General features: G+C 32.8%; 21 protein-coding genes. 14 read left to right on the top strand and 7 right to left on the bottom strand.

The features are described 5' to 3' along the window. Positions 1–127 precede the first annotated feature (127 nt). The 4 genes from UMM65_RS09775 (at position 128) to UMM65_RS09760 (ending at position 5,287) form a co-directional block, all read left to right on the top strand. Entirely contained in the window at positions 128–1,888 is a 1,761-nt protein-coding gene (locus tag UMM65_RS09775; protein WP_321976328.1) for an ABC transporter ATP-binding protein, read from the top strand. Between the two features lie 195 nt (positions 1,889–2,083). Further along, positions 2,084–2,461 (top strand): PUR family DNA/RNA-binding protein, encoded by a 378-nt coding sequence (locus UMM65_RS09770; RefSeq protein ID WP_321976327.1) that lies wholly within the window; start codon positions 2,084–2,086, stop codon positions 2,459–2,461. Positions 2,462–2,581: 120 nt separating this feature from the next. Continuing rightward, the gene (locus UMM65_RS09765; protein ID WP_321976326.1) at positions 2,582–2,719 is read left to right on the top strand and encodes a hypothetical protein; all 138 of its coding nucleotides are present in this window, start codon (positions 2,582–2,584) and stop codon (positions 2,717–2,719) included. 45 nt (positions 2,720–2,764) lie between these two features. Continuing rightward, positions 2,765–5,287: a M14 metallopeptidase family protein gene (locus UMM65_RS09760; RefSeq protein WP_321976325.1), complete on the top strand. Its 2,523-nt coding sequence runs from the start codon at positions 2,765–2,767 to the stop codon at positions 5,285–5,287. 22 nt (positions 5,288–5,309) lie between these two features. Here the strand turns inward: UMM65_RS09760 and UMM65_RS09755 are convergent, their stop codons facing one another. Then, positions 5,310–5,897 carry a hypothetical protein gene (locus UMM65_RS09755; RefSeq protein WP_321976324.1) on the bottom strand — a complete coding sequence of 196 codons (588 nt, stop codon included), beginning with the start codon at positions 5,895–5,897 and terminating at the stop codon, positions 5,310–5,312. Continuing rightward, on the bottom strand, positions 5,887–6,564 hold the full coding sequence (locus UMM65_RS09750) for an FG-GAP repeat protein (protein ID WP_321976323.1): 678 nt from the start codon (positions 6,562–6,564) through the stop codon (positions 5,887–5,889). The genes UMM65_RS09755 and UMM65_RS09750 overlap by 11 nt, the downstream gene beginning before the upstream one ends. Positions 6,565–6,701: 137 nt before the next feature. Here UMM65_RS09750 and UMM65_RS09745 point away from each other — a divergent pair, with 137 nt between their 5' ends. After that, entirely contained in the window at positions 6,702–8,864 is a 2,163-nt protein-coding gene (locus tag UMM65_RS09745; RefSeq protein WP_321976322.1) for a TonB-dependent receptor, read from the top strand. Positions 8,865–8,878: 14 nt separating this feature from the next. On the opposite strand, the gene UMM65_RS09740 is transcribed toward UMM65_RS09745, so the two are convergent. Both UMM65_RS09740 and UMM65_RS09735 read right to left on the bottom strand, forming a co-directional pair. Then, positions 8,879–10,291, bottom strand: coding sequence for a Fic family protein (locus tag UMM65_RS09740; RefSeq protein ID WP_321976321.1), 1,413 nt, complete (start codon positions 10,289–10,291; stop codon positions 8,879–8,881). A gap of 2 nt (positions 10,292–10,293) precedes the next feature. Continuing rightward, positions 10,294–10,494, bottom strand: a complete 201-nt coding sequence (locus tag UMM65_RS09735) for a helix-turn-helix domain-containing protein (protein ID WP_321976320.1) — start codon at positions 10,492–10,494, stop codon at positions 10,294–10,296. A 257-nt stretch (positions 10,495–10,751) separates the two neighbouring features. Between UMM65_RS09735 and UMM65_RS09730 the strand changes: the two genes are divergently transcribed. The 8 genes from UMM65_RS09730 to UMM65_RS09695 all read left to right on the top strand — a co-directional run bounded on the left by UMM65_RS09730 (position 10,752) and on the right by UMM65_RS09695 (position 16,556). Continuing rightward, the gene (locus tag UMM65_RS09730) at positions 10,752–11,750 is read left to right on the top strand and encodes a DUF2141 domain-containing protein (RefSeq protein WP_321976318.1); all 999 of its coding nucleotides are present in this window, start codon (positions 10,752–10,754) and stop codon (positions 11,748–11,750) included. Between the two features lie 5 nt (positions 11,751–11,755). Then, positions 11,756–12,178, top strand: a complete 423-nt coding sequence (locus tag UMM65_RS09725; protein WP_321976317.1) for a DUF2141 domain-containing protein — start codon at positions 11,756–11,758, stop codon at positions 12,176–12,178. Positions 12,179–12,180: 2 nt separating this feature from the next. Continuing rightward, a complete protein-coding gene (locus UMM65_RS09720; RefSeq protein WP_321976316.1) occupies positions 12,181–13,509 on the top strand; it encodes a 2TM domain-containing protein in 1,329 nt (442 codons plus the stop codon). Between the two features lie 113 nt (positions 13,510–13,622). Further along, positions 13,623–13,937 carry a 2TM domain-containing protein gene (locus UMM65_RS09715; RefSeq protein WP_321976315.1) on the top strand — a complete coding sequence of 105 codons (315 nt, stop codon included), beginning with the start codon at positions 13,623–13,625 and terminating at the stop codon, positions 13,935–13,937. 52 nt (positions 13,938–13,989) lie between these two features. Beyond that, positions 13,990–14,322: a 2TM domain-containing protein gene (locus UMM65_RS09710; RefSeq protein WP_321976314.1), complete on the top strand. Its 333-nt coding sequence runs from the start codon at positions 13,990–13,992 to the stop codon at positions 14,320–14,322. A gap of 10 nt (positions 14,323–14,332) precedes the next feature. Then, positions 14,333–14,671, top strand: a complete 339-nt coding sequence (locus tag UMM65_RS09705; RefSeq protein WP_321976313.1) for a 2TM domain-containing protein — start codon at positions 14,333–14,335, stop codon at positions 14,669–14,671. Beyond that, complete coding sequence (locus UMM65_RS09700) at positions 14,668–15,804, top strand: amidohydrolase family protein (protein ID WP_321976312.1); 1,137 nt, start codon at positions 14,668–14,670, stop codon at positions 15,802–15,804. The genes UMM65_RS09705 and UMM65_RS09700 overlap by 4 nt, the downstream gene beginning before the upstream one ends. Then, on the top strand, positions 15,801–16,556 hold the full coding sequence (locus UMM65_RS09695; protein ID WP_321976311.1) for a LytR/AlgR family response regulator transcription factor: 756 nt from the start codon (positions 15,801–15,803) through the stop codon (positions 16,554–16,556). Before UMM65_RS09700 ends, UMM65_RS09695 begins: the two co-directional genes overlap by 4 nt. Positions 16,557–16,560: 4 nt before the next feature. Here UMM65_RS09695 and UMM65_RS09690 read toward each other — a convergent pair whose 3' ends face one another. Both UMM65_RS09690 and thrA read right to left on the bottom strand, forming a co-directional pair. Next, positions 16,561–17,490, bottom strand: a complete 930-nt coding sequence (locus tag UMM65_RS09690) for a homoserine kinase (RefSeq protein WP_321976310.1) — start codon at positions 17,488–17,490, stop codon at positions 16,561–16,563. 1 nt (position 17,491) lies between these two features. Further along, entirely contained in the window at positions 17,492–19,936 is a 2,445-nt protein-coding gene (gene thrA, locus UMM65_RS09685; RefSeq protein ID WP_321976309.1) for a bifunctional aspartate kinase/homoserine dehydrogenase I, read from the bottom strand. A 343-nt stretch (positions 19,937–20,279) separates the two neighbouring features. Between thrA and UMM65_RS09680 the strand changes: the two genes are divergently transcribed. Continuing rightward, entirely contained in the window at positions 20,280–21,917 is a 1,638-nt protein-coding gene (locus UMM65_RS09680; protein ID WP_321976308.1) for an aminopeptidase P N-terminal domain-containing protein, read from the top strand. Positions 21,918–21,995: 78 nt separating this feature from the next. Here the strand turns inward: UMM65_RS09680 and UMM65_RS09675 are convergent, their stop codons facing one another. Next, a complete protein-coding gene (locus UMM65_RS09675) occupies positions 21,996–24,647 on the bottom strand; it encodes a DUF7133 domain-containing protein (RefSeq protein ID WP_321976307.1) in 2,652 nt (883 codons plus the stop codon). Positions 24,648–25,049: the final 402 nt, after the last annotated feature.

Below are 25,049 nucleotides of genomic sequence, written 5' to 3'. Positions count from 1 at the left end.
TCATTTTAAACTTGTATATTCGGCGATATAAAAAAATCTTGACAAAGGTATAGTATTACGCTTTGGTGTCAAAATTTTATTGAATTGATTTAAATCAATTCAGTACTCATCAATTTAAAATTATCTGGTGAAAGCTTTAAGTTATCTAAATAAATTTTTTGTAAAGTATAAATACCGATTAATCATTGGTACAATTTGCACAATAATTGCTAAGATTTTATCTTTAATTGTACCTATACTAATTGGCGATTCTATAGATGGCGTTGAAAAGTATATTAATGGTGAAACCAGTGATTTACAAGCAGTAAAGAATCTATTGTTGCAAAACATCCTTTTAATGTTGGGTGCGGTTTTATTGGGAGGTGTTTTTACATTTATTATGCGACAGGCAATCATTAATATGTCTCGTTATATAGAATTCGACCTTAAGAACGAAATTTTTGAACATTATCAAAAACTCTCTTTAAATTTCTATAAAAAGAACAGAACTGGCGACTTGATGAATAGAATCAGTGAAGATGTGAGCAAGGTTAGAATGTATTTTGGACCTGCTATTATGTACTCCATTAATATGATAACATTGTTTGTTGTTGTAATTTCTTATATGGTAAAAAAGGATGTAACATTAACCCTGTATACACTTATACCCTTGCCGGTTTTATCCGTTTCCATTTATTTTTTGAGCAGGGAAATCAACAAGAGAAGTAGAATTAAACAGGAAACTTTGTCAAAATTAACTTCCATAACCCAAGAATTCTTTTCTGGAATGAACGTGATTAAAGCTTATGGCATTGAAAAACCAACTTTTAAGGATTTTAACGAGGTTGCCGACGAAAGTAAAGAAAAGAACATCGATCTGTACAAATTGCAGGCCTTATTTTTTCCATTAATGGTTTTATTAATCGGTATTAGTAACATTATGGTAATTTATATTGGTGGTTTACGATATATAAACGGTCAAATAACCAATTTTGGAGTTATTGCCGAGTTTATAATTTACGTCAATATGTTAACTTGGCCAGTGGCCGTTGTGGGTTGGGTTACTTCTATAGTACAAGAAGCCGAAGCTTCTCAAAAAAGAATTAACGAGTTTTTAGAGGTAGAGCCAGAAATACGAAATTCAGTTGAAACACCTACCAATATTGAGGGCAAAATAGAATTTAAGAACGTAACCTTTACTTATGATGACACCAATACAACTGCATTAAAAAATGTTAGTTTCACTTTGGAAAAAGGCAAAATGTTGGCTATTTTAGGTAAAACCGGATCGGGCAAGTCAACCATTGCGGAACTTATTGCAAGATTATATGATGTTGACGAAGGAGAAATCCTTATTGATAACGTACCTATAAAAGAAGTTAATTTAACAAGTTTACGTAACAGTATAGGCTTTGTGCCACAGGAAGCCTTTTTGTTTTCGGATACCATTGCCAATAACATTAAATTTGGTGATGAAGATGCTGTTAAAGAGGTAATAGTCAATGCTGCAAAAAATGCACATATCCACAATAATATTGAAGATTTCTCTAAATCTTACGAAACTTTTGTTGGTGAAAGAGGTGTTACTTTATCCGGTGGTCAAAAACAAAGAATATCCATTGCAAGGGCCATTATAAAAGAACCTGAAATACTAATTTTTGACGACTGTTTATCCGCCGTTGACACCGAAACAGAAGAGATTATTCTAAATAATTTGAATGCGGTTAGTAAAGACAAAACTACCATTATTATAGGGCATAGAGTGTCTTCTGCAAAAAATGCAGATTTAATAATTGTTTTGGACGAAGGTAGAATTGTTCAGAAGGGCACACATGACGAACTGTTGAACCAAAAAGGTTTTTATCAGAAAATTTATAACCAACAATTGATGGAGCAAAGTTCTCAATAATTCGTAAAAAACGCTCCGACTTTTTGTCGGAGTACCGATATAACCTCTCCTTGGGAGAGGCCAAAACTAGTATTTAAGCTAGTTTTGGGTGAGGCTAATTAAAAAGAAATTTAATAAAGTGTTGTGCAAATGATTTATTTTTTTAGATTTGTCATGTAATTTACAAATTTTACCAAATATTAAGTTGAGATTATTATGAGTGATAAAGAGTACAACGAGCAAGAAGAAATCTTTTCTCAGGTATTAAGAGCTGGAAGAAGAACCTATTTTTTTGATGTAAGATCTACAAAAGCCGGTGATTATTATTTAACCGTTACAGAAAGTAAAAAATTTACCCATGATGATGGTTCTTTTCATTATAAAAAGCATAAAATCTATTTATACAAAGAAGATTTTAACGAGTTTAATGAAATGTTAGTCAAAGCAACTGATTATATTATTAATGAAAAAGGTGAAGAAGTAATTTCTGAACGTCACCAAAAAGATTATCAAAAACCAACTGAAGAAGTTGCAAGCGAACAAGAAAATAAATCAACTACTAGTTTTACCGATGTAGATTTTGATGATATTTAAAAGATTACTAACTCAAATTGAATTAAAGGCTATCGTAAACGATAGTCTTTTTTTTTTGCAAAAAATATCATTTTTTAAATTATGAAATTAAAAGTATATTTACGCTAAATAAATACTACAATGGAAAAATTATTAAGAATAATACTCGCTTGGTTCGGTGCTAAAAAAATAGGAGGTGGTAAATGTGGCTGTATAGGCACTTTTTTCGTTTTTATCATTTTATATTGGTTGTTAGGTTATGTATTTAAGGTATTCTAAGATTTAAACTTGCAATTAACAATCTTTTTTTAAAGCAATCCCATCATGAAAAAAATTATCACGTTTTTATTTCTTGTCGCTTTTCTTACTGTAAATGCACAAGAAAAAATAGACCTTAATTATTACTTACCTCAAAATGTTACCTATAATTCTGAGATACCAACGCCAGAAAGTGTTATTGGGCATCAAGTGGGTGAGTGGCACATCTCTCACGATAAGTTGGTGCATTATATGCAAACTTTAGCTAAATCTTCTGACAGAATTACAATAGAAACTAGAGGGAAGACTTATGAAGATCGTCCCATTTTGTTGTTAACTATTACCTCACCTAAAAATCATCAGAATATTGAAAGTATAAGAAGCGAGCATTTAAAATTGTCAGATGCTTCTGCAAATGATGTTAATGTGAGTGATATGCCTGTTGTGGTTTATCAAGGGTTTTCCATACATGGTAACGAACCGAGTGGTGCCAATGCCGGATTGTTGGTTGCCTATTATTTAGCTGCTGCCGAGGGTAATGAAATTGATGAGTTATTAAATAATACCATAATTTTATTTGATCCTTCTTTTAATCCTGATGGATTGAATCGTTTTGCGTCTTGGGTAAATGTTCATAAAAATCAGAATGTTACTTCAGATAACAATGATAGAGAATATGACGAGGCGTGGCCTGGGGGAAGAACAAATCATTATTGGTTTGATATGAACAGAGATTGGTTGGTAACACAATTGCCAGAATCACAAGCTCGTATTAAAACTTTTCATAAATGGAAGCCAAATATTTTAACAGATCACCACGAAATGGGAACGAATTCCACTTTCTTTTTTCAGCCGGGAATTCCGTCAAGGACACATCCGTTAACACCTAAATTAAATCAACAATTAACCGCAAAAATTGGTGAATATCACGCCAAAGCGTTGGATAAAATAGGCTCGTTATACTTTACCGAAGAACGTTATGACGATTTTTATTATGGAAAAGGCTCAACTTTTCCTGACATTAATGGCGGTATTGGTATTTTATTCGAACAGGCCAGTTCTAGAGGCCATGCACAAGACACGGACAACGGTTTGTTGACTTTTCCATTTACGATTCGTAATCAATTCACAGCGGCATTGTCAACCTTAGAAGCGGGTAAAAACATGCGGGAAGAATTATTAAAATACCAAAATGATTTTTATAAAGAGGCTCAAAATGAGATAAAAAAGGACAGAAACAAAGCCATTGTTTTTGGTGATGCCCACGATAAAGGTAAAACCTATCAGTTTGCTAAAATGTTGGAACGTCAACATATAAAATTCCATAAATTAAATGGAGACGTAAATGCCAGCGGAAATAGGTTTTCTGCTGACAACAGCTATATAATCCCTGCAAATCAGCCTAATTATAGAATGATAAAAGCAATGTTCGAAACCAGAACTAGCTTTCAAGATAGCTTATTTTATGACGTTTCAGCATGGACCTTACCTATGGCTTTCGATTTAAATTATGGATATACCAATTCTGTTGCCTCGGCAGGAGATGCGGTTACTTCTCTTGATTTTCCCGAAGGAAAAGTGAGTTCAAAAAGTGATTATGCATATATTTTTGAATGGGACGAATATTATACACCAAAAGCTCTTTATACTATTTTAAAGAACGACTTAAGAGCAAAAGTGGCTGTAAAACCATTTGGTATTGGCGGTAAGAATTATGATTATGGTACAATTTTAATTCCAGTCGCTAATCAAGAAAAGATAAGTGATGAAATTTATAACTTATTACAACAAACAGCTAAAGAAACTGGGGTGGATTTTAATGCTGTAAATACAGGAATAGCGACAGGGATAGATTTGGGAAGTTCTTATTTTAGAATTTTAGAAGAACCTAAAATCGCCGTATTGGTAGGTGAGGGAATATCTTCATATGATGCTGGGGAAATCTGGCATTTATTAGATACCAGATATCAAATGCCCATTACAAAACTTGATACTAAAGATTTGCATAGAGCCGACCTAAATAAATACACAACTATAATTATGGCAAATACTTCAGGAAGCACCTTAAAGGATGCTACTGAAAATTTAAAAACTTTTGTTAAAAATGGTGGCGTTTTAATCGGATATAGAAATGCCATACGCTGGTTGGATACCAATAAGTTTATTGAACTGGATTTTAAAAAATCGAAAGTTGAAGCCAAAGATGTATCTTTTGCCGACCGTGAAGATTTTAGAGGGGCACAGGTAATTGGTGGTGCTATTTTTGAAGCCGATATAGATCTTACTCATCCCATAGGGTATGGTTATAACAAAGACAAAATTGCATTGTTTAGAAATACAACTTTATTTATAAAACCTGATAGTACGTCTAACTATAAAAATCCTTTGCAATACACCAAAAAAGCATTGTTAAGTGGGTATATTTCTAAAGAAAATTTAAAGGCTATCAAGGAAACCTTACCATTTAAAACCACAGGAATGGGGAGAGGTCAGGTTATAGCATTTACCGATAATACCAATTTTAGGGCTTTTTGGTACGGCACCAATAAGTTGTTGATGAATTCAATTTTCTTTGGAAAATTGATGTAGAGGATTTTTTACTACCTCGGTATTAGTTTTTAAATTGGATGGTAAACTTTGTCAATTCGCCTTCATCAATAGTTTCGTTGTAGTTAGTGTCAATAAAAAGAGCAACGTAAATTTCTGATAATTCATACTCGGTAATTTCAATGTATTTTTCGTTTGTAAATAAGCGATTAACATGAAATGCAACATCTGCCATACCGTCTTTTTCAGAAAGAAGTTCTACTGATTTGTCCTCTGGATTATCATAATACAAAGCATGAAATCCATAATCGACAATAAAGAGTGCATCATAGCCAGTAATTGGTCTTAGTGCCAACGCATCGCCTTTATCAAAACATTTGGTCTGGTTAATATTTAATCCGATTTGTAACGCATCCAAGTCGTTTTTGTTAGAGAATGCTGCTAATTTTGCTACTTCTGGAGTGTTTTCTGTATATTTTTTAAGTTTAAAATAAAATGAAAAAGGGCTTTTATCAATTGCCACTATCTCCATGTCCTTTGCAATATTGACGTTGTTTTTATTTTGAACAATAGAAATACCTTTTGTCGATTTACAATTGGTAAAACTTAACAGAATGATTAATGCCAATAAAATATAACTATTAATTTTCATCAAAATATGTCTTTTTTTGGTTAAGAGCTTCTTGCCATCCGGCAGGGAAAATACCATGCTCAGCTTCAGCAATCCGTTCCATAATACTTTTTACTTTTTCTTGAATGGATATAGGCAAGTTATAAAACACTTTGTCAACTTTAGTATTCCGCTCACCGTCCTCGACCCCATTTTTATGGGAGATTTCAATTTTTTTATTCTTATAAATTATTACTATTCTAATCCGACCATCATCATATAAGTTACTGGCGTGAGAACCGTAGGTAATGATGATATCGGCAAATCCATCACCGTCTAAATCATCTAAATTCAGGTATTTGGTCCAAAACCACAATGAAACTTCTTCAATATCTTTATCCAAGTAATCCTCTATGGTATAAAGCAAATTGTAGTTATCATCGTCCTTTTTAATATCAAAACCCTCAATACCGTCCATTTTTTTGATTTCGCCGAGTTCATAATAGGTATTTTCAGTAAAAACCAAAAAGTGTTTTCCACTGGTATCATTGTATTGATAAACTGAGAAAATTTCAAAATCTAAACCCAGTTCTTGCTTTAGATTATCCGTAAAAATAGTATCGATTTCCTCATCTTCCAATTGATAATGTGTTACTTGAGCAAAAGTATTTGCGGTAATTAAAAGGAGTAAAATAAAATATTTTTGCATATAATTTTTAGTATATAACGCAATTAGGGCATAAATATTAGCAACCCAACAGTTCATCCTTAAAAAATTACATTTCAGAAATTGTTTTTATGCTTAATTATTAGGTTGATTCATATTTGCATCATAAAATCGACACGATGCAATTCACAAAAAAAATTTTAGCATTATTACTTTTAACAATTTTCAGTCATGTAAATGCTCAAATTACTATTTCTGGCAGAGTAGTAGATAAAAAAGGTGAACCGATTGTTGGTGCCAACATTTATTTAGAAAACACCTATGATGGTGCTACAACAGATATTGATGGAAAATTCACTTTTACAACCAATGAAGTTGGTGAGCAAACCTTGGTTGTATCTAACCTAAACTTCAAAACTTATAGGCAAACCACTGATGTAGCGAGGCTGAGTTCATTACGCATTATACTTAATGAAGCGGTAAATACGTTGGATGCCGTTGTACTTTCTGCTGGTTCGTTTAGAGCGGGTGGCACTACGGCAACTTCGGTAATGAGTCCTTTAGATGTGGTTACAACTGCGGGTGTTGCTGGTGATTTTATTGGGGCATTACAAACCTTACCAGGCACACAAACAGTTGGTGAAGACGGTAGGTTATTTGTGCGTGGCGGTACTGCCGATGAAACTGGAGTATATATTGACGGATTACAAGTTTTTAAACCTTATATCTCCACAACAAATAATTCGCCTACCCGTGGTCGGTATTCTCCATTTTTATTTGATGGAATTACCTTTAGTACAGGTGGTTATTCTGCTGAATATGGCAATGCTTTATCAAGTGTTTTGTTATTAAATACCATTAACCAGCCCAAACAAAATGAAACCAATATTTCATTAATATCATTAGGTGTTGGAGTAGGGCATACCAAAAAATGGGAAAAAGATGCGTTGACAATTAATGCGAGCTATATCAATTTAGGGCCATATAACAAAATAGCCCCGGATAGGGATACATGGAACAAACTACCCGAATCTTTTGCTGGGGAGGCAGTTTACAGACATAATACCAAAAATGGTTTGTTCAAATTTTACTCGGCGTATGATTTTTCAAAATTTGATGTGGAGCAGGAAAATATAAATTATGAAAATAGAGTACGATTTAAACTAAAAGACAGCAATTGGTACACGAATTTGTCTTATGACGGATTTATAGGCGACGACCTAAAATTAACTACGGGATTAAGTTACAGTAATAGCAATACCAATGTGGGTTTTGAAAACACAGATGTAAATAACATTGAAAATGCAGTACATTTAAAAGCCAAATTAAAACATTCTTTTAGCAATGCTTTTAAATTATCTTATGGTGCAGAATTGACCTCAATTAATTTTAAAGAAACAGGAATAACAAATCAAACTGAAAATTTGAGTGCTAAGTTTACCCACAATATGAGCTCAGCTTTTACCGAAGCGGAAATATTCTTTTCTAATAATTTTGCAGGTAAATTTGGTGTTCGAGGCGACTACAACGCATTATTAAACCAAACCGCTTTTTCTCCAAGAATATCTTTAGCCTATAAGCTTAGTAATCAATCGCAATTGTCTTTGGCCTATGGCGATTTTTACCAAACCCCACAGCAAAATGAATTAAAAATTGAACAAAACCTAGGTTTGCAGAAAGCCACACACTATATTTTAAATTATCAATATAAAAAGAATAGACAATTATTTAGAGCGGAAATCTATTATAAAGACTATAATAATTTATTACAATATGATACCGAATTTGACCAACCGTCAGCCAATTTCAGCAATAATGGTTTTGGTTACGCCAAAGGGTTGGATTTATTTTGGAAAGACAGTAAAAATATCAAAAACCTTCAGTACTGGCTTTCGTATTCTTATTTAGATACCGAACGTAAGTATAGAGATTTTCGGCAATCCGTTACCCCTAGTTTTGCCAACACGCACAACGCCTCATTGGTTACTAAATATTGGATTAACGACTGGCGTAGCCAAGTAGGGGCAACCTATACTTTTGCCAGTGGAAGACCTTATGACAACCCGAATTCCAACAATTTTATGGATGGTAAAACCAAAACCTATAACAATTTTAGTGTGAATTGGAGTTATTTAATTTCGCAACAAAAAATACTTTTTATTTCTGTTTCTAACATTCTGGGCATTAAAAATACCTACGGTTATAACTATGCCAATACACCAGATGCTAACGGTATGTTTCAACGACAAGCCATTATACCAAGTGCTGACCGTTTCTTTTTCGTAGGTTTCTTTTGGACTATTAGTGATGATAAAAGTAAGAATCAGCTGGATAATTTGTAGGAGAAGTTTTTGTGTTACTTTTCATTTTGAATTATTGTAATTAAATGATTTGAAACTCCTTTTAAAATATTATCAATAATATCATTCATAAAATAAGATTTGTATTCATTCTCTATTTCAAAAAGAATAGTTTTATTTTTCATAATACCATTACCATCCGAATAATTAGATTTTATAACCTTTAAGTTATAACTTGATTCATCTAAATTTAATGAACAAGAAACCTCATAATCCATCTTCTTGGTAGCGGACTTTAAAGAAAGCATTTTTTTAGTCCATCTTATATTATCGATTTCTTCTTCAGCTAAATCTTTTCCAAATATTTCGTATTGCTTTACTTCAACTTCTTTGTCTGCAAACATTCTTGCAGTTCTCATTATTGAAGGCGTAATAGTTCTTGTTTTTTTATACTTTAAATGATTAATATGTACTTCATTTGTTGTTTCTGCAAAAAAATCACTAAATTTTTCTAAAATATTATTTAGAGGATTCCAAAAATCATTATCAATATGTTTAATTAAATCATAACTAACTTTTGGTGTCTTGAAAATTTTTGTTTGTGTAAGTTTTTCCCTTTTTAAAATTTCTATTTGTTTTTCAATATCTCCTAGCTCGTCAATATTTTCTCCTTTTCCAGCCTTAATACTAAGCTCTAAAGAAGCTATAGATTGTTTTTCTACGTATTCTATCATAGACAATAAATCACCAGTATCCGCTTTTTGTAAGGAGGTTAAATAATTTTCCTTGTCTTCTGATTTTATAATTACCATAGGATAATTATGCTTTAACAAAATATAATTCATTAATAATCGTGCAACTCTACCATTACCATCATCAAAAGGATGGATGCATACAAATCTATAATGAAATTCTCCAGCCAAATGGACAGGGTGTAATTTCTTGCTTTTCTCTTGATACCAGTTCAATAGATCTCTCATTAGTGCAGGAGTTTCTTCTGGCGAAGCATATTCATGTATTTCACCATTTTTTAATTGGACACTATTTGGAGATTTTTTGTATTGACCAATTTCAATTTTTTTTCTTGTTACTTCACTATTTGGAGAGATAGCATCTTTCCAAAATGATTTTACAAGAATAGTTTCATTTAATTCTCTTATAAATGATTCAGACAAAGGACGCTCGTCATCGTTTGCCATTTCTATAATTTGAAAAAGAGCTGCATCATGAGCTTTCATTTCTTCAATATCACTTACGGGAACATCTCCTGAACTTTTGTCAAAAAAAAGTAAAAGTTGAGTTTGTCCATAAGTCAATGTGTTTCCTTCAAGATGATTCGAATTATAATTGAATTCAAGTCTGATTTTTTTTTGAAGTCTATTTTGATTTTCTTTAGAGAACGGAATAAGTTTATCAAGTTCTAACTTTAACTTATTGATAGTTTGAATATTTACAGTGTTATAATTCATTCTTATTTTATGTTTTTGTTAGAAACAAGTAAGTCTTTTACATCAACCTCTAATATTTCAGAGATTTTATATAAATCTTCTATGCTTGGTTGTCTTCTATTTTGGACGTAAGAATTAGTCATATTATAGCTTTTATCTAGTTTGTCAGACAACCAAGTCTGTTTTATTCCTTTAGATTCAAGTATCTCTTTAATTCTATTCATTAAATCTCATTTTATGATATAAAAATACAACATTAATATAATTTATAAATGAGTTTTTAGATTTTTTACTTCAAATATTATATCTGAAGAACAAACGATTCAATAATTGTTAATTAAACTAAGTAATTTTTTTTCTTAACTCAACCAAATTAACAATTCATCCCCGAAATAACACAATTCAGTCAACACTTTTTTTAAACACCTTGTTTTTTATGGACTTTTGAACCGTAATTAATAATCTAAAAAAACAAAAAATCATGATCAGACTTGTAACAGCACTCGTAATTTTCTTGGTATGCCAAGTAACCTATTCACAAACAAAATTTGAGCAAGGCATGCAACAAGCCTTTAAACTAATGGAAGAAAATAAAAATGAGGAGGCCGCCAATACTTTTGAACGTATCGCCCAAGTGGAAACCGACAATTGGTTACCATATTATAACTTGGCTCTATTAAAAGCCAGAACTACTTTTGAAATGAAAGACAAAACCAAAGTAGCTGCACAATTAAAAGCGGCCGAAGAATTTGCCGATAAAGCAGATGATATTTCACCTGACAACTCAGAGATTTATGTATTAAAAGCATTTATTAATGTAGCTAAAATAGTGATGGATCCAATGACCTACGGTGCAAGTTTAACACCAGAAACGACAGATTTATATCAAAAAGCAATTCGATTGAATACAAATAATCCGAGAGCCCGTAGTGGTTTAATTGAGTTTGAAATGGGTGGTGCACGTTATTTTGGACAAGACTTAACGCCACATTGTAAAAGATTACAGGAAACCGTTGCTTTGTATGATAATTTTAAACCTGAATCTGAATTTCACCCAAATTGGGGCAAAGAATGGGTGTTAGAAGTATTAAAAGGCTGTGGCGATGTGTTAGAAGCTACTGAGGAAGTTAAAGCAGTAACCATTACCGTAAACGTACCAAATGTAACCAGTGATAAAGGTGCAGTTAGATTTGCTCTTTACGATAAAACTACTTTTATGCAAGCTCCTTTAAGTGGAAAAATGAGTACAATAAAAGAGGGTATTGCTGCAACTAAATTTGAAGGTGTAAAGCCAGGTGAATACGCCATTATTTGTTACCATGATAGCAATAATAATGATAAATTTGATTTTGATGCCAACGGAATGCCGGCAGAGGATTGGAGTATGTCAAATAATCCTGTTTTAATTGGACCTCCAACTTTTGATGTGGCTAAATTTACAGTTGAAAATAAATCCTTAGATTTAACTATTAAATTTTAAGAACTATGTTAAGAAGATTAATATTTATGGTATTTGTATGTAGCTCACTGGTTTCATGGTCGCAATCAACAACAGATTTGACCGTAACTTTTGAAGGGTTGGCATCTGACAAAGGCAAATTGTTTGTAGCGGTTTACAATCACGAAGATGATTTTCTTAAAACACCGTTTAAAGGAGAGATTGTTGAAATTAAAAACGGTAAAGCTAGGGTAGTATTTACCGAATTACCCAAAGGTATATATGCAGTTTCCTCTTTTCATGATGAAAACGATAACGGCAAGCTAGATACGAATTGGGTTGGAATACCTAACGAACCCAATGCTTGTAGTAATAATGCAAAAGCAAATTTGGGACCACCAAAGTTTAAAGATGCTAAATTTAATTTGGAAAAATCTGATACATCGATCACAATTAATTACAACGATTAAGAATGTCTAAAATAAAAAAAACAATTGGAGTTGGTTTTATCATAGGTGTTTTGCTAATGACTGTCTTCATGGTTTACCAAATGCTTTCTGGCCAAACTATCAATTTTGATAAAAATTTATTGATCGCTTTTGGGTATTACCAAATGTATTCCATCGTACTGACTTTTGTAAACTCCTATTTCTTTGACTATTTAGATAATATTGAATGGAAAAAGTACGGTAAATACAGAATGTTAATCGGTAGTATTGGCAGTGTGCTGTTGACCATGGTGTCAATTGTTTTTATCAGAATGTTTCAAGAAATGGCAATTGAAGGTGAGGGGTTCAACGAATTCTATACGCAAGAGTTAAACAATGGTACGTTTTATTTTACCTCGATAATTATCACTTTAGTTATAAGTATATTTTTCCACGCGGTATATTTTTATCAAAAATCGCAAAAGGAAAAAGTTACCGAACAAAAAATAATTGCGGGTACGGCATCGGCACAGTTTGATGCCTTAAAAAATCAATTAGATCCTCATTTTTTATTCAATAGTTTAAATGTTTTGACCAGTTTAATTGATGAAAATCCTGATGCGGCACAAGATTTTACCACGGCATTGTCAAAAGTATACCGCTATGTATTAGAACAAAAAAATAAAGAACTAATTAGTGTTGACGAGGAATTGCAATTTGCCAAAACCTATGTCAGCTTATTGAAAATGCGTTTTGAAGATAGTATTGTTTTCAGTATTCCAGACAAAGCAAGTAATCCGGAAGCGAAGGTGGTTCCATTGGCATTACAATTATTGTTGGAAAATGCGGTAAAACACAATGTGGTAAATAGTAAAAATCCACTTACTATAAAAATCTACGAAGAAAACGGACACTTAGTGGTGGAAAATAATTTACAAACCAAAGAAGTATTAAAAAAGAGTAGTGGAGTAGGGCTTTCTAACATTCAACAACGTTACCAATTGGTAACAGATCGTAAAGTAGATATTAACAAAACAGTAGGGTCTTTTATCGTAAAACTACCCATGCTGACAAAACAGATTTCAGTTATGCAAACACAAGAAAATTATATAGAAGATAAAAGATATTTAAAGGCAAAGGAAAAGGTAGAAAAAATGAAAGGGTTTTATGCCAATTTAATTAGTTACATCATTGTCATTCCTTTTTTGGCGTATCTAAATTATAGAACCACCAGCTTCCCATGGATTATTTTCCCGGTATTGGGCTGGGGCTTTGGACTAATTATGCACGGTATGGAGGCTTATGGTTACAATCCGCTACTAGGTAAGGATTGGGAAGAGCGTAAGATTAGGGAATTTATGGAGAAAGATTGAGTTGGATGTGAGACTTGAGATTTTAGATATTGGACTTTGGGAAATAAAGTAAAGAATATAGAACATAGAATATAGAAAATAGAAAATAAAGGGAATAGTTAAATTTAAACATCATGGAAAATTTTGATAAAGAAAACAAATATTTAAAAGCAAAAGAACGCGTTGAAAGAATTAAAAAGTTCTACAATAATTTACTTTCGTATGTAATATTTATAGGCTTTTTAGCTGGACTGAATTACTATATTGATAGATGGGATCACCCATGGTTTTTATGGGCAGCATTTGGCTGGGGTATTGGAGTCTTTTTTCACGCTCTTAAAGCCTTTGAATGGAATCCTTTTTTCGGGAGTGATTGGGAGCAGCGTAAAATAAAAGAATATATGGATAAGGATGCCAAAGGGTTTGAAAAAAGACAACATTGGGAGTAAATTTAGATATGAGATTTAAGACATTCATTTTAGATTATATAATTTATAAAAAATGAAAAAACAAAAAAATATCAGTAAATACGAAAGAGCATTAAAGCACGTAACAGCATTAAAAGAGTTCTATCAACACCTAGTAGTTTATGCTATTTTTTTAATTGCGTGGCTGATTTTTAAAAATCAACTCATTACATTTGTTATTGAACAAACACCAGATATTGAGAAGGGTTTTTTAAACTGGTTAAAGATAAATATTGCCTTAGTTCCAGTTATTTGGGGCGTTGCACTTTTAGTACAGTTTTTATATCTCCATCGTTATAAATTGTCGTTTTTTAAAAATTGGGAAGAAAGGAAGATTAAAGAATTATTGGAAAGAGATCAATTTTAATAAAAACATTATGGAAGAATCATATAAAAACAATAAAAAATATAGGCTAGCTAAAAAGCGGGTTGATGAGTTAAAAGGATTTTATTGGCACTTAGCTATCTATCTGATTGTTAATACATTTATAACCGCAAATAAAGTAATTAGAAATTATTATAACGGTGAAACCTGGAGCGAAGCCTTTTGGGATTTCGGTACTTTTTCCGTGTGGATTTTTTGGGGTATAGGTATTGTTTTTCACGCATTCAATGTTTTTGGATACCCATTAATTTTAGGTAAAGACTGGGAAGAACGAAAAATCAAAAAAATTATGGAAGAAGAAGAAAAACAATTCAAAAAACTTAAAAAATGAAAAACTTATTCACTTTACTATTTGTAGCATATTCAATTTTTCTTAATGCTCAAGACTCTTTTATAATCAAGGATGTTCGTGTTTTTGATGGAGAAAAAACAATTGAAAAAACATCGGTTCTAGTTGAGGATGGTTTAATTGCTGAAATTAATTCTGAAATTAAAGGTAATCATACAACAATAGATGGTTCAGGAAAAACCTTAATACCTGCAATGACCAATGCACACGTACATGCTTGGGCATCAGCTTCTTTGCAAGAAGCGGCAAAAGCGGGTGTGTTAAACCTTTTTGATATGCACGGTGTTGAGCCTTATCAAAAAACGATGGTTGCTTTAAAAGATTCCACCAATTACGCCAATTATTATATTGCAGGTTATGCCGCAACGGCACCTGACGGCCATGGAACACAATATGGTTTTCCGGTACCTACATTATCATCGCCTAAAGAAGCAGAAAGATTTGTTTCTGACAGGATTAATGGCGGAGCAGATTATATCAAAATTATTGTTGAACCTTGGAAAACCACTTTGGATATTGAAACTGTGAAAGCTATTATCGATGAAACCCATAAAAATAAAAAAATAGCTGTAGTTCATGTTTCAAAAGCTCAAGATGCTTACAATGTACTCAGCAATAATGCTGACGGTTTGGTACATATTTGGGATGACAAGGTTATGTCTAAAGAAAAATTAGAGGAATTAACTGAGGAAAAAGATTTTTTTGTAATCCCAACGGTATTGACCACGTTAAAATTTCACAAAATGCTAAAAGAACAAAGCCCAGATGTCAAAAGAATATCGGAGGATGAACTAAAGGCTGAGGTTAAAAGGTTATATGATATGGGAGTTCCTATTTTAGCAGGAACAGATCCACCGAATTTGCAAATAAATTATGGTACGGATTTATATAAAGAACTAAAATTATTAGTTGAAGCTGGAATTCCAAACATTGATGTGCTAAAAGGAGCAACTTCCTCACCCATTAAGAGATTTAACTTGGGAAATAAAGGCATGATCAAAAAAGATTATGTAGCAGATATGATTTTAATTGATGGAAATCCCTTAGAAAATATTGATGATATTAGCAAAATAAAAACAGTTTGGAAAGCGGGCAAAAAAGTAACCTTAGAATGAATATAATAATAATTGAAGACGAAAAACCAGCTGCAAGAAGGTTGGATAGGATGTTACATAAAATTGGATTTTCAGCCAATGCCATGTTACATTCTGTTGAAGAATCGCTAACATGGTTTCAAGAAAACACACATCCAGATTTAATCTTTTTAGATATACAATTGTCTGATGGTTTGTCTTTTGAAATATTTGAGACAATTGAAATAAAAAGTGCTATAATTTTTACAACCGCTTATGACGAATATGCGTTACAGGCTTTTAAATTAAATAGTATCGATTATTTGTTAAAACCAATTGATACGGAAGATTTAGAAAAAGCGGTATCAAAGTTTAAAGACAGGTTTCCCGCAAAACAAAAGGTTTCAATTGATTTTGATGATATAAAAAAGTTATTGGTAAATCCTCTTGAACGTGAATATAAAAAGCGTTTTACCATTAAGGTTGGCCAACATTTAAAAATGGTAACCATTGATAATATTGAATGTTTTTATAGTGAAAACAAGGGCACTTATATTCACACTATCGATGGTAGGGACTATTTAATCGATTTAACCTTAGAACAGTTGGAAAATGAATTAGAGCCACAAACTTTTTTTAGGACTAGCCGTAAGTTTTATGTAAACATTAATGCAATAAAAGATATTATCTCTTACACAAACTCACGTCTTCAAATTAAATTGAATTCTTATAAGCATCAAGATATAATAGTGAGTAGAGAACGGGTAAGGGACTTTAAAGATTGGTTATCGTAGTCTATTAAATATCCGAAATTACTTTACAACCCTCCAAATTGATTTTGGAAACATGAATATTAAAATCAATATCGGTTGGTTTATAAATGCTTTTCATGGTTTCAGCAACTTTTTCGGCAATTTTTTCACCTTGACATAAAGCAAATAGTGTAGGGCCAGAGCCTGAAATTCCTGCCCCTAAGGCACCTGCTTTCAATCCATCCTCTTTTACTTTATCAAAATGTGGAATTAATTTTTTGCGGTACGGTTCAGCAATTACATCTTCTAAAGACCTACCAATCAATTGATAATTATCAGTGTATAAACCACTAATTAATCCAGCTAGGTTGGCACTTTGTTTTACGGCATTGGCTACTGTAACTGTGGGCTGTAATACATTTCGGGCATCCTCGGTTTTTATTTCTATTTGAGGATGGATAACCGTAACCCACAACTCTTTTGGAACAGGTAATTTTACAATTTCCAAAGGTTCGTAACTCTTTACAAGTATAAATCCGCCATAAATTGCTGCGGCAACATTATCTGCAATAGGTGACCCGCAAGCTGCTTGTTCACCTAAACGGGCAAATTCCGTCAATTCAAGATTTGAAAATGGCTTGCCCAATAATTCGTTAACGCCAAAAGCCGCACCGGCGGAACTGGAAGCACTACTGCCCAATCCACTACCAGGTTTTACTTTTTTAAAAAGTTGTATGTCAACGCCAAAATCAGGTTGAACCCTTTTCAAAATTGTCCAAGCAACAACCCCAGCAGCATTTTTATGACTATCAAAAGTTAAATCCGCTCCTTCAATTTTGCTAATGGTTACTCCTTTTGCTTCTGTTTTTGTAAAAATCATCTCGTCACCAACCGCGTTAATCGCTAAGCCTAAAGCATCAAACCCACAAGAGACATTAGCGACCGTTGCAGGAGCAAAAATTTTGATAGTCTCCATATTAATTGTTTGCTATTTTAATAATATCTGCAAAAAGTCCTGAGGCCGTAACATCAGCACCGGCACCGGCACCCTTAATTATCATGGGTTGTTCCGGATATCTTTTGGTATAGAACATCACAATGTTGTCCTTACCTTCCAAATTATAAAATGGATGTCCAACGGGAATTTCTTTCAATCCCACTTTAGCTTTTCCGTCAATTAGTTCGGCTACATACTTTAATTGACAATTGTTGTTGTTGGCAGATTTTAAAATTTGTTTAAAATGAGGAGCATCTTTTTTAAGCGAATTATAAAAATCACCTACACTGTCGGCATTGTGGTTATTTTCTGTTAAAAACGAATTATTTTCAATATCCTCTAAGTTCATTTTTATACCACTTTCCCTTGCCAAAATTAGTATTTTTCTGGCAACGTCAACACCGCTTAAATCTATTCTAGGGTCTGGTTCAGTATAACCTTCTTCTTGTGCTTGCTTAACCACATCATAAAATTCGGTTTTTGCATTGAAATTATTAAATATAAAATTTAAACTTCCTGACAAAACGGCTTGGATTTTATGAATTTGATCACCCGACGCTATTAAGTTATTCAACGTATCAATAATTGGCAAACCTGCACCTACGTTAGTTTCAAACAAATAAGGGACATCGTATTCACGCGACAGCTCTTTGAGTTCTTTATATTTTTTAAAACTGGCGGAACTGGCAATTTTATTACAGGCCACCACGGCAGTACTGTTTTTTAAATATTCGGTGTAAATATCTGCAACTTTTTCATTAGCCGTAATATCCACAAAAACACTATTTCTTAAGTTTAATTCCTTAACTCGATTTAAAAATCCATTTAAAGATGCTTTTTCCCCATTTTCCAATCCTTTTTGCCAATTGGCTAAATTCAAACCTTCATCATCAAAAATCATTTTTCTGGAATTGGACAAGCCAACAATACGAATATTAATATTTAGGTTATCCAATAAGAATTTATACTGTTGGGCTATTTGTTCAATCAATTTCGCACCCACATTGCCAACGCCTGTAATAAATAAATTCAGTTGCTTATTATTATTTTTAAAGAAACTTTCATGTAAACTGTTAATCCCTTTTTTAACATCTTTAGCGGCAATTACGGCAGAAATATTCTTTTCGGAAGCACCTTGGGCAATAGCTCTAATATTTACATTGTTTTTTCCCAATGTGCCAAACATCTTACCACTTATACCTTGATGGCTTTTCATCTGATCACCTACAATAGCAATAATAGAAAGGTTTTTTTCTACTTGTAAAGGCTTGATTTTATTCTTTAAAATTTCAAATTCAAAGGTGTTATCAATAGCAATTTTTGCAAGATTGGCATTACTATCATCAATTCCAATACAAATAGAATGTTCTGAAGAGGCTTGGGTTATTAACTTTACATTAATTTTTTCTGCAGCTAAGGTTTCAAATAATCGTTTTGAAAATCCAGGAATTCCGACCATTCCTGAACCCTCAAGAGTTATTAACGTAACATTGTCTATATGACTGATTCCCTTGACGGGATTCTTTTTGTCTTTGCTTACTTTAGTAATTAAAGTACCTTTTTCCTTAGGTTTTAAGGTATTTTTAATTCGGATCGGGATTTCTTTTTGTAAAACAGGATGTATTGTTGGTGGATAAATAACTTTTGCACCAAAATGCGACAACTCCATAGCTTCTTCGTATGAAATTTGCTCAATTGGCATGGCCTGTTGCACCAAAGACGGATTGGCAGTAAACATGCCGCTAACATCTGTCCAAATTTCTAAAATATCTGCATGGATTGCAGCAGCAATAATTGATGCGGTATAATCGGAACCGCCCCTGCCCAACACGGTAGTATCACCATTTTCGGCAGCTGCTATAAATCCTGGTAAAACGGTAACGTTATTTTTATTGGATTTAAAAAAAGCCTGGATTTGCTTGTTAGAAATTTCAAAATTTACGGAAGCACTTGTGTAATTGGTATTCGTTAAAATAAGTTCTCTAGTGTCTTTTCTAACCGCCTTAAAATTATTTTTTTGCAACGCTTTAGTGATTACAAAAGAAGACAGTATTTCACCATAGCTTACAATATTGGCTTCACTTTTGGCGGATAGTTCGCTAATTAAAGAAATACTTTGAAGTACTTCACTAAGATCATCTAATTTCTGATTTACAAATTTTAACGACTCATTTTTATCTTTTTCTGTAAATAACTCAGAAATTATTTGAACATGAATTGTTCTAATTTCTTCGATAACAGAAGTATATGCAGATTTTTTTATAGATGCCAGTTGTGCCGCTTCCAATAACAAATTAGTGACTTTTGCAAAAGCCGAAACCACTATTAATTGTTTTTCTTCTTGATTAGAAGCTACAATTTCAATTATTTTTTTGATATTTTTTGAAGAACCTACCGATGTTCCTCCAAATTTTAAAACTTTCATGATGAGATAATTATTGAATTTTGAAAAAATACTTAGTGCTATTTAAAAATAGTCCAAAACGGAAAATAAATAATTGATTAACCCCAAAGGGTAATAGTGGTAGTATGTGCATTAAAAATAATAATTTCTATGCTGGAAGTTGAATCTTTATGTAATCTTTTTATTTGCACGGTTCAAATGTAATGGATATTGTTTTAATAACGAGTTAAGTTTTTAAATTTGTTGTGCTTTTTATTAATTTTTTAGATTTCCATATTAAATTTTTACAAATAATTAATATTTAAGACTTTAATTGATAGGAATATAATTGTATTTTTGGAACGTAACCAAAAAACCATTAATAATGAAATCAATAGTTACTTGTATAATTTTCTTATTTTTTGCCCAATTTAGTTTTAGTCAAAACGACTATTTACCAAAGGATTACTTATCAAAAGAATTCCATAAAGAGAGGAGAGAAGCACTCCGACAAAAAATGCCTCCGAACAGCGTGGCTGTATTTTTCGCAAACCCTGTTAGGAACAGGGCTAATGATGTTGAATATATTTATCATCAAGATCCAAATTTTTATTATTTAACCGGTTATAAAGAACCACATGCCGTTCTGTTGATTTTTTCTGAAAACCAATCAGATGGTTCTAATACCTACAATGAAGTAATTTATGTGCAAGAAAAAGATCCAAGGGCAGAACAATGGACGGGTAAGAGATTAGGGGTAGAGGGCACTAAAGAAAAATTGGGATTTAAAATGGTTTATAATGGTAGTGAATTTAGTACTGCGTCTTACGACTTTAAAAAATTTGATAAAGTATTAATTTTCGATTTTCATGATGATTATAGGGATTCTGGAAGAAATAATGCAGATTTATACGATTTAGTGCAACAATTTAAAGGTAAAGCAAATTATGATAAAAGTTTATTGCCAAATCCGGCAAAAGACAGAATATATCAAATGATAAAAGCTACAGAAATAGAAAATAGTGCCAATGTTGCCCAGAATTTAGGGAGGTACATGGATTTTTACCCAGAACTTAAAGAAGATGAGCTATTAAAAGGATATCAGACTGCCGAAAACAACGAGCTCAGAAAAGAGTTTAAGCAAAAGATAAGTTTAAAATTAGAAGCTCCAGCAAAGACTAATATTGACATCAGTACTTTGGGGCACCTTATGGGTTCTTTACGTGAAACCAAACTTCCAGAGGAAATGAAATTACTTAAAAAAGCAATTGAAATTTCCGCTATGGGACAACGTGAAATTATGAAAGCGATGCACCCAAACATGTCAGAAGCGGAAATTCAAGGAGTACATGAATTTGTTTATAAGAAATATGGTGCAGAGTATGAAGGTTACCCTTCTATTGTTGGTGGTGGACATAATGGTTGTATTTTACATTATATTGAGAATAATAAAACCAAAGTTGGAAATGATTTGGTTTTGATGGATTTAGGTGCTGAATACCATGGTTATACGGCGGATGTAACAAGAACAATACCTGCCAACGGAAAATTTTCGCCAGAGCAACGGGCTATTTATGATATTGTTTATGATGCACAAGAAGCGGGTATAGCATTGGTAAAATTAGGAAGTACATTCGCAGAATCTCACGCTGCTACTCGTAAAATTGTGAATGAAGGCTTGTTTAAATTAGGGATTATAAAGTCAATTGATGAACAGCATAACTACTATCCTCATGGATCATCACACCACATTGGGTTGGATGTACATGATGCCGGCAGTCAAGGAGAATTTAAAGTGAATATGGTACTTACTGTTGAGCCCGGAATTTATATTCCAGAAAATAGTCCGTGCGATAAAAAATGGTGGGGAATTGCAGTTAGAATTGAAGATGATATTTTGGTTACTGAAAATGGTCCTGTGAATTTATCGGCGGCTGCACCACGGAAAGCAGAAGAGATAGAAAAATTAATGAAAGAAACAAGCGTTTTGAATAGTTTTGAATTGCCAAAACTAGACGAATAGTTATATTAATAAGGTCTTATCAAGTGGCATTTCCCTTTGATAAGACCTCAATATATACTGAATTTTTATAGAATCAGATTACTTCTGCTCCTTTAAAAATTGAACCAATGAAGCCATTTCTTCAAAACTTAAGGAATTTACCAAACCAGCAGGCATCATTGAGGTTTCTAATTCTTTTCTAGTTTCTATATCCGTTTTCTTTAATTGTGTGGCTGTACCAACAATATCTCTAATAGTTAAATTATCAGCAGATTCTTCTGTGATAAACCCTACATAGGTTTTGCCACTTTTGGTTTTAATTTGTACCGTCGAAAATCCTTGTGATATAGAGGCATTTGGCTTTAATATAGATTCTGCTATCTGTTCCTTATTCATTATGGATCCTATTTGGCCCATAAACGGCCCTTTCATAACTTCATCTTTGGTAATGCTATGGCATGCGATGCAACCTTGACTTGTAAACAAGGCTTTTCCTTTTTCAGAATTTCCTTTTATTTTGCCTAATGCTAACATGACATCTTCAATAGAAGTTTCTCCTATTTGTCCCTTTTTATTCTTTATTTTTTCGAAATCGACAACAGGCATATCTTCTTTAGGTTCTTCTTTTTTAATCTCACCAAACGCATCTATGCCCAATCTATATTTACTGTTTAGCTCAGCGAAAAAAGTATCTTTTGCTTTGTTATTACCGCTCTCTTTAAACTTGTCCATTAAAAATGAACGTATTACTGGCGATTGTTCCCAATCTAAAGTTTTATAATAGGGACCATGTGTGTCTGGCCTTGTACTCCACCACCAAGAGGCGTCATAAGGTTGTTCTTTATGGTATATTCTGGCCAAGTTGTTTAATATTTTATCTTTGAATTCTTCACTGTCCGAATTTTCATAAGCACTTATTAGGCCTTCAACTACCTTAGCATCATGTATATAACGCATCGCCCAAAGGGCTATTTCATTCTGTTCTTTTTGAAGGGCGGCTATACATTCATCAACGGCATTTAAGTTTACCAAGGCTTTGACCGCTAAGTGCGGTAATATGATTTCTGAATTTGGGGTGGCATGTGGTCCTTCGGTATTAATTTTAGGTGCCACAAAAGAATTGGGTACCTCAATTTTTAATAATTCTGTAGTTGCTTTTGGATCACCTAATCTTCCTAAACCAATAATTGAAGCTGCTTTTACACGATCAGATGATGATTTTAAACCTTCAATAAAGGCGTTGATAGGTGCTTTTTCAACATAAGACTTACGATCTGCCATTGCTCGTAAAGCAAATTCTTTTAAAGCACCATCGTTTGTAAGTTCGGCCAAATTTTTAATCCCTTCTTCTCCAGCAATTTGAGCATAAGTGAAAACTGCTGCAGTACGAACTTCTAAAGATTGATTTTTATCTTTTGTTAATTGCAATACTTTAGAGGCTGTTTTTGATTTTGGACGTTTTAATAATTCATATTGTGCACTTAATCTGGCTTTTGCACTACCAGATTTTAAAGCATCTACCAATTCATTTATAGAAGCTTCCTGTACATCTAAAAATGGATTATAAGTAAAATCTTTGGGTGTAACGCGTACAACATAGCCTTTGTCTGGGTTTCCTGAATACCCGGCACCATCCCAAGCGGATAAATACATTGCTCCAGCGGCATCAACGTCGACATCGGTTATTTGTGGCATTTGGATAAATTGCTCATCCTTTTGGGTAAAACTAGGACCATCTTTTTCAACTCTATGAATATACAGTTGACTTCTTCCCCAATCTGCCATCATTGGTACATTATTATAATCAGAGGGCCATCTGTCATCATTCATATACAATGCACCTGTACCTGAACCACCGCCAACATCTACGAGGGCAGGAATAATTTCTTCAGTAAAATGCTTAAACAACATTGGGTAACCATATTCACCAGATTGTATTTGGTGGATGAACCTAATGTTCCATCCACCACCATCGTTGGTATTTCCTCTTGTAAAGATATTCATAAATGGATCTATCGCTACGTCGTATATATTTCGTAATCCATGTGTATAGACTTCCATTTCTGTACCATCAGGTCTCACCCTTACAATGCCACCGCCTAACATGGTTAGCTGCTTACCACTAGCATCCGTTGCGTTATAAAAACCAAAATCACCTACAGCAATATAAATCCAACCATCGATACCCATTTGAATTCCATTTGTGGCATGATCTGTTCCTCTTTCACGTAAATATTTTGGATTGCTTATATTTTTTATCAAAACTTTTGCAGGTCCGTCGGCAACACCATCTTTATCCAAATCGTCAAAAACGACCAGATCCATGTTTTCTGCTTTTTTAGTTTCACTAGAAAATGTTGTATGTAAAACGAACACTTGATCCCCAATAGCTAATATTCCACGCGGATTATCTAATTGGGCAAATTGAGTATAAGAATCCATTATGCCATCATGATTACAGTCTATCAACTTCTTGATAAAACCTTTACCCATGTCTTTTCCCAGCGACCCGATCATATCAACACCAACAAACACATCTCCGTTGGGTGCAACTGCCATACAAGCTGGACTAGGATTAACCTCGGGGCCAGAAAAGCCTGTTATAACCAAATTTTTTGGATATTTAAGTGTGTTAATCAAAGAGTCAGTTGGGTAAACAACAATATCTGAGCTTGATTCACATTTAATTTTTTCTTTGCAATTAGTAATTAATAAGAGTATTAATATTAGAAATCCAATTCTTTTTATCATGTTGTAATCTTTAAATGGTGGGTTGTAAATATGTTTAAAAGACAAATCTAATTAATTTTAAGATAAGTTGAGTGTCTATATTATTTTAGACTATGTTTTATTTTTATAATTTACAATTATGATATTTTTTTCTTATACCTGATTTTATAAATTTAAAAAAGAATAAGACCACCGCTACTTCAATAAGAAGTATTGTGAATTTGCAACAGGTTTTTGTAAAAATCTTTATATTTAAACATTTAAAACATGTATTATGAAATTAGGAGCATTTTCTATGAGCTTATACCATTTCTGATTTAAAAATACTCAAAAAATGTTTTAGTGTATAATTGATAACTGGTGATAGATTTTATAAGTTCAGGAGTTAGTTGGTTTACCATCTCAGTAATTTTATCTTGTAGC

The sequence above is a fragment of the Aureibaculum koreense genome (genome assembly GCF_034296135.1).
Lineage (GTDB): Bacteria > Bacteroidota > Bacteroidia > Flavobacteriales > Flavobacteriaceae > Aureibaculum.
The sequence above is the reverse complement of the archived record's forward strand: the minus strand, read 5'-3'. Positions and strand labels throughout refer to the sequence as shown.

What these genes read in the sequence shown, in the direction of transcription:
- UMM65_RS09760 (WP_321976325.1), top strand. Translation starts at nt 2,765, where the DNA reads ATGAAAAAAATTATCACGTTTTTATTTCTTGTCGCTTTTCTTACTGTA.
- UMM65_RS09770 (WP_321976327.1), top strand. Translation starts at nt 2,084, where the DNA reads ATGAGTGATAAAGAGTACAACGAGCAAGAAGAAATCTTTTCTCAGGTA.
- UMM65_RS09745 (WP_321976322.1), top strand. Translation starts at nt 6,702, where the DNA reads ATGCAATTCACAAAAAAAATTTTAGCATTATTACTTTTAACAATTTTC.
- thrA (WP_321976309.1), bottom strand. Translation starts at nt 19,936, where the DNA reads ATGAAAGTTTTAAAATTTGGAGGAACATCGGTAGGTTCTTCAAAAAAT.
- UMM65_RS09730 (WP_321976318.1), top strand. Translation starts at nt 10,752, where the DNA reads ATGATCAGACTTGTAACAGCACTCGTAATTTTCTTGGTATGCCAAGTA.
- UMM65_RS09690 (WP_321976310.1), bottom strand. Translation starts at nt 17,490, where the DNA reads ATGGAGACTATCAAAATTTTTGCTCCTGCAACGGTCGCTAATGTCTCT.
- UMM65_RS09710 (WP_321976314.1), top strand. Translation starts at nt 13,990, where the DNA reads ATGAAAAAACAAAAAAATATCAGTAAATACGAAAGAGCATTAAAGCAC.
- UMM65_RS09695 (WP_321976311.1), top strand. Translation starts at nt 15,801, where the DNA reads ATGAATATAATAATAATTGAAGACGAAAAACCAGCTGCAAGAAGGTTG.
- UMM65_RS09740 (WP_321976321.1), bottom strand. Translation starts at nt 10,291, where the DNA reads ATGAATTATAACACTGTAAATATTCAAACTATCAATAAGTTAAAGTTA.
- UMM65_RS09675 (WP_321976307.1), bottom strand. Translation starts at nt 24,647, where the DNA reads ATGATAAAAAGAATTGGATTTCTAATATTAATACTCTTATTAATTACT.
- UMM65_RS09765 (WP_321976326.1), top strand. Translation starts at nt 2,582, where the DNA reads ATGGAAAAATTATTAAGAATAATACTCGCTTGGTTCGGTGCTAAAAAA.
- UMM65_RS09720 (WP_321976316.1), top strand. Translation starts at nt 12,181, where the DNA reads ATGTCTAAAATAAAAAAAACAATTGGAGTTGGTTTTATCATAGGTGTT.
- UMM65_RS09715 (WP_321976315.1), top strand. Translation starts at nt 13,623, where the DNA reads ATGGAAAATTTTGATAAAGAAAACAAATATTTAAAAGCAAAAGAACGC.
- UMM65_RS09735 (WP_321976320.1), bottom strand. Translation starts at nt 10,494, where the DNA reads ATGAATAGAATTAAAGAGATACTTGAATCTAAAGGAATAAAACAGACT.
- UMM65_RS09755 (WP_321976324.1), bottom strand. Translation starts at nt 5,897, where the DNA reads ATGAAAATTAATAGTTATATTTTATTGGCATTAATCATTCTGTTAAGT.
- UMM65_RS09725 (WP_321976317.1), top strand. Translation starts at nt 11,756, where the DNA reads ATGTTAAGAAGATTAATATTTATGGTATTTGTATGTAGCTCACTGGTT.
- UMM65_RS09705 (WP_321976313.1), top strand. Translation starts at nt 14,333, where the DNA reads ATGGAAGAATCATATAAAAACAATAAAAAATATAGGCTAGCTAAAAAG.
- UMM65_RS09700 (WP_321976312.1), top strand. Translation starts at nt 14,668, where the DNA reads ATGAAAAACTTATTCACTTTACTATTTGTAGCATATTCAATTTTTCTT.
- UMM65_RS09750 (WP_321976323.1), bottom strand. Translation starts at nt 6,564, where the DNA reads ATGCAAAAATATTTTATTTTACTCCTTTTAATTACCGCAAATACTTTT.
- UMM65_RS09680 (WP_321976308.1), top strand. Translation starts at nt 20,280, where the DNA reads ATGAAATCAATAGTTACTTGTATAATTTTCTTATTTTTTGCCCAATTT.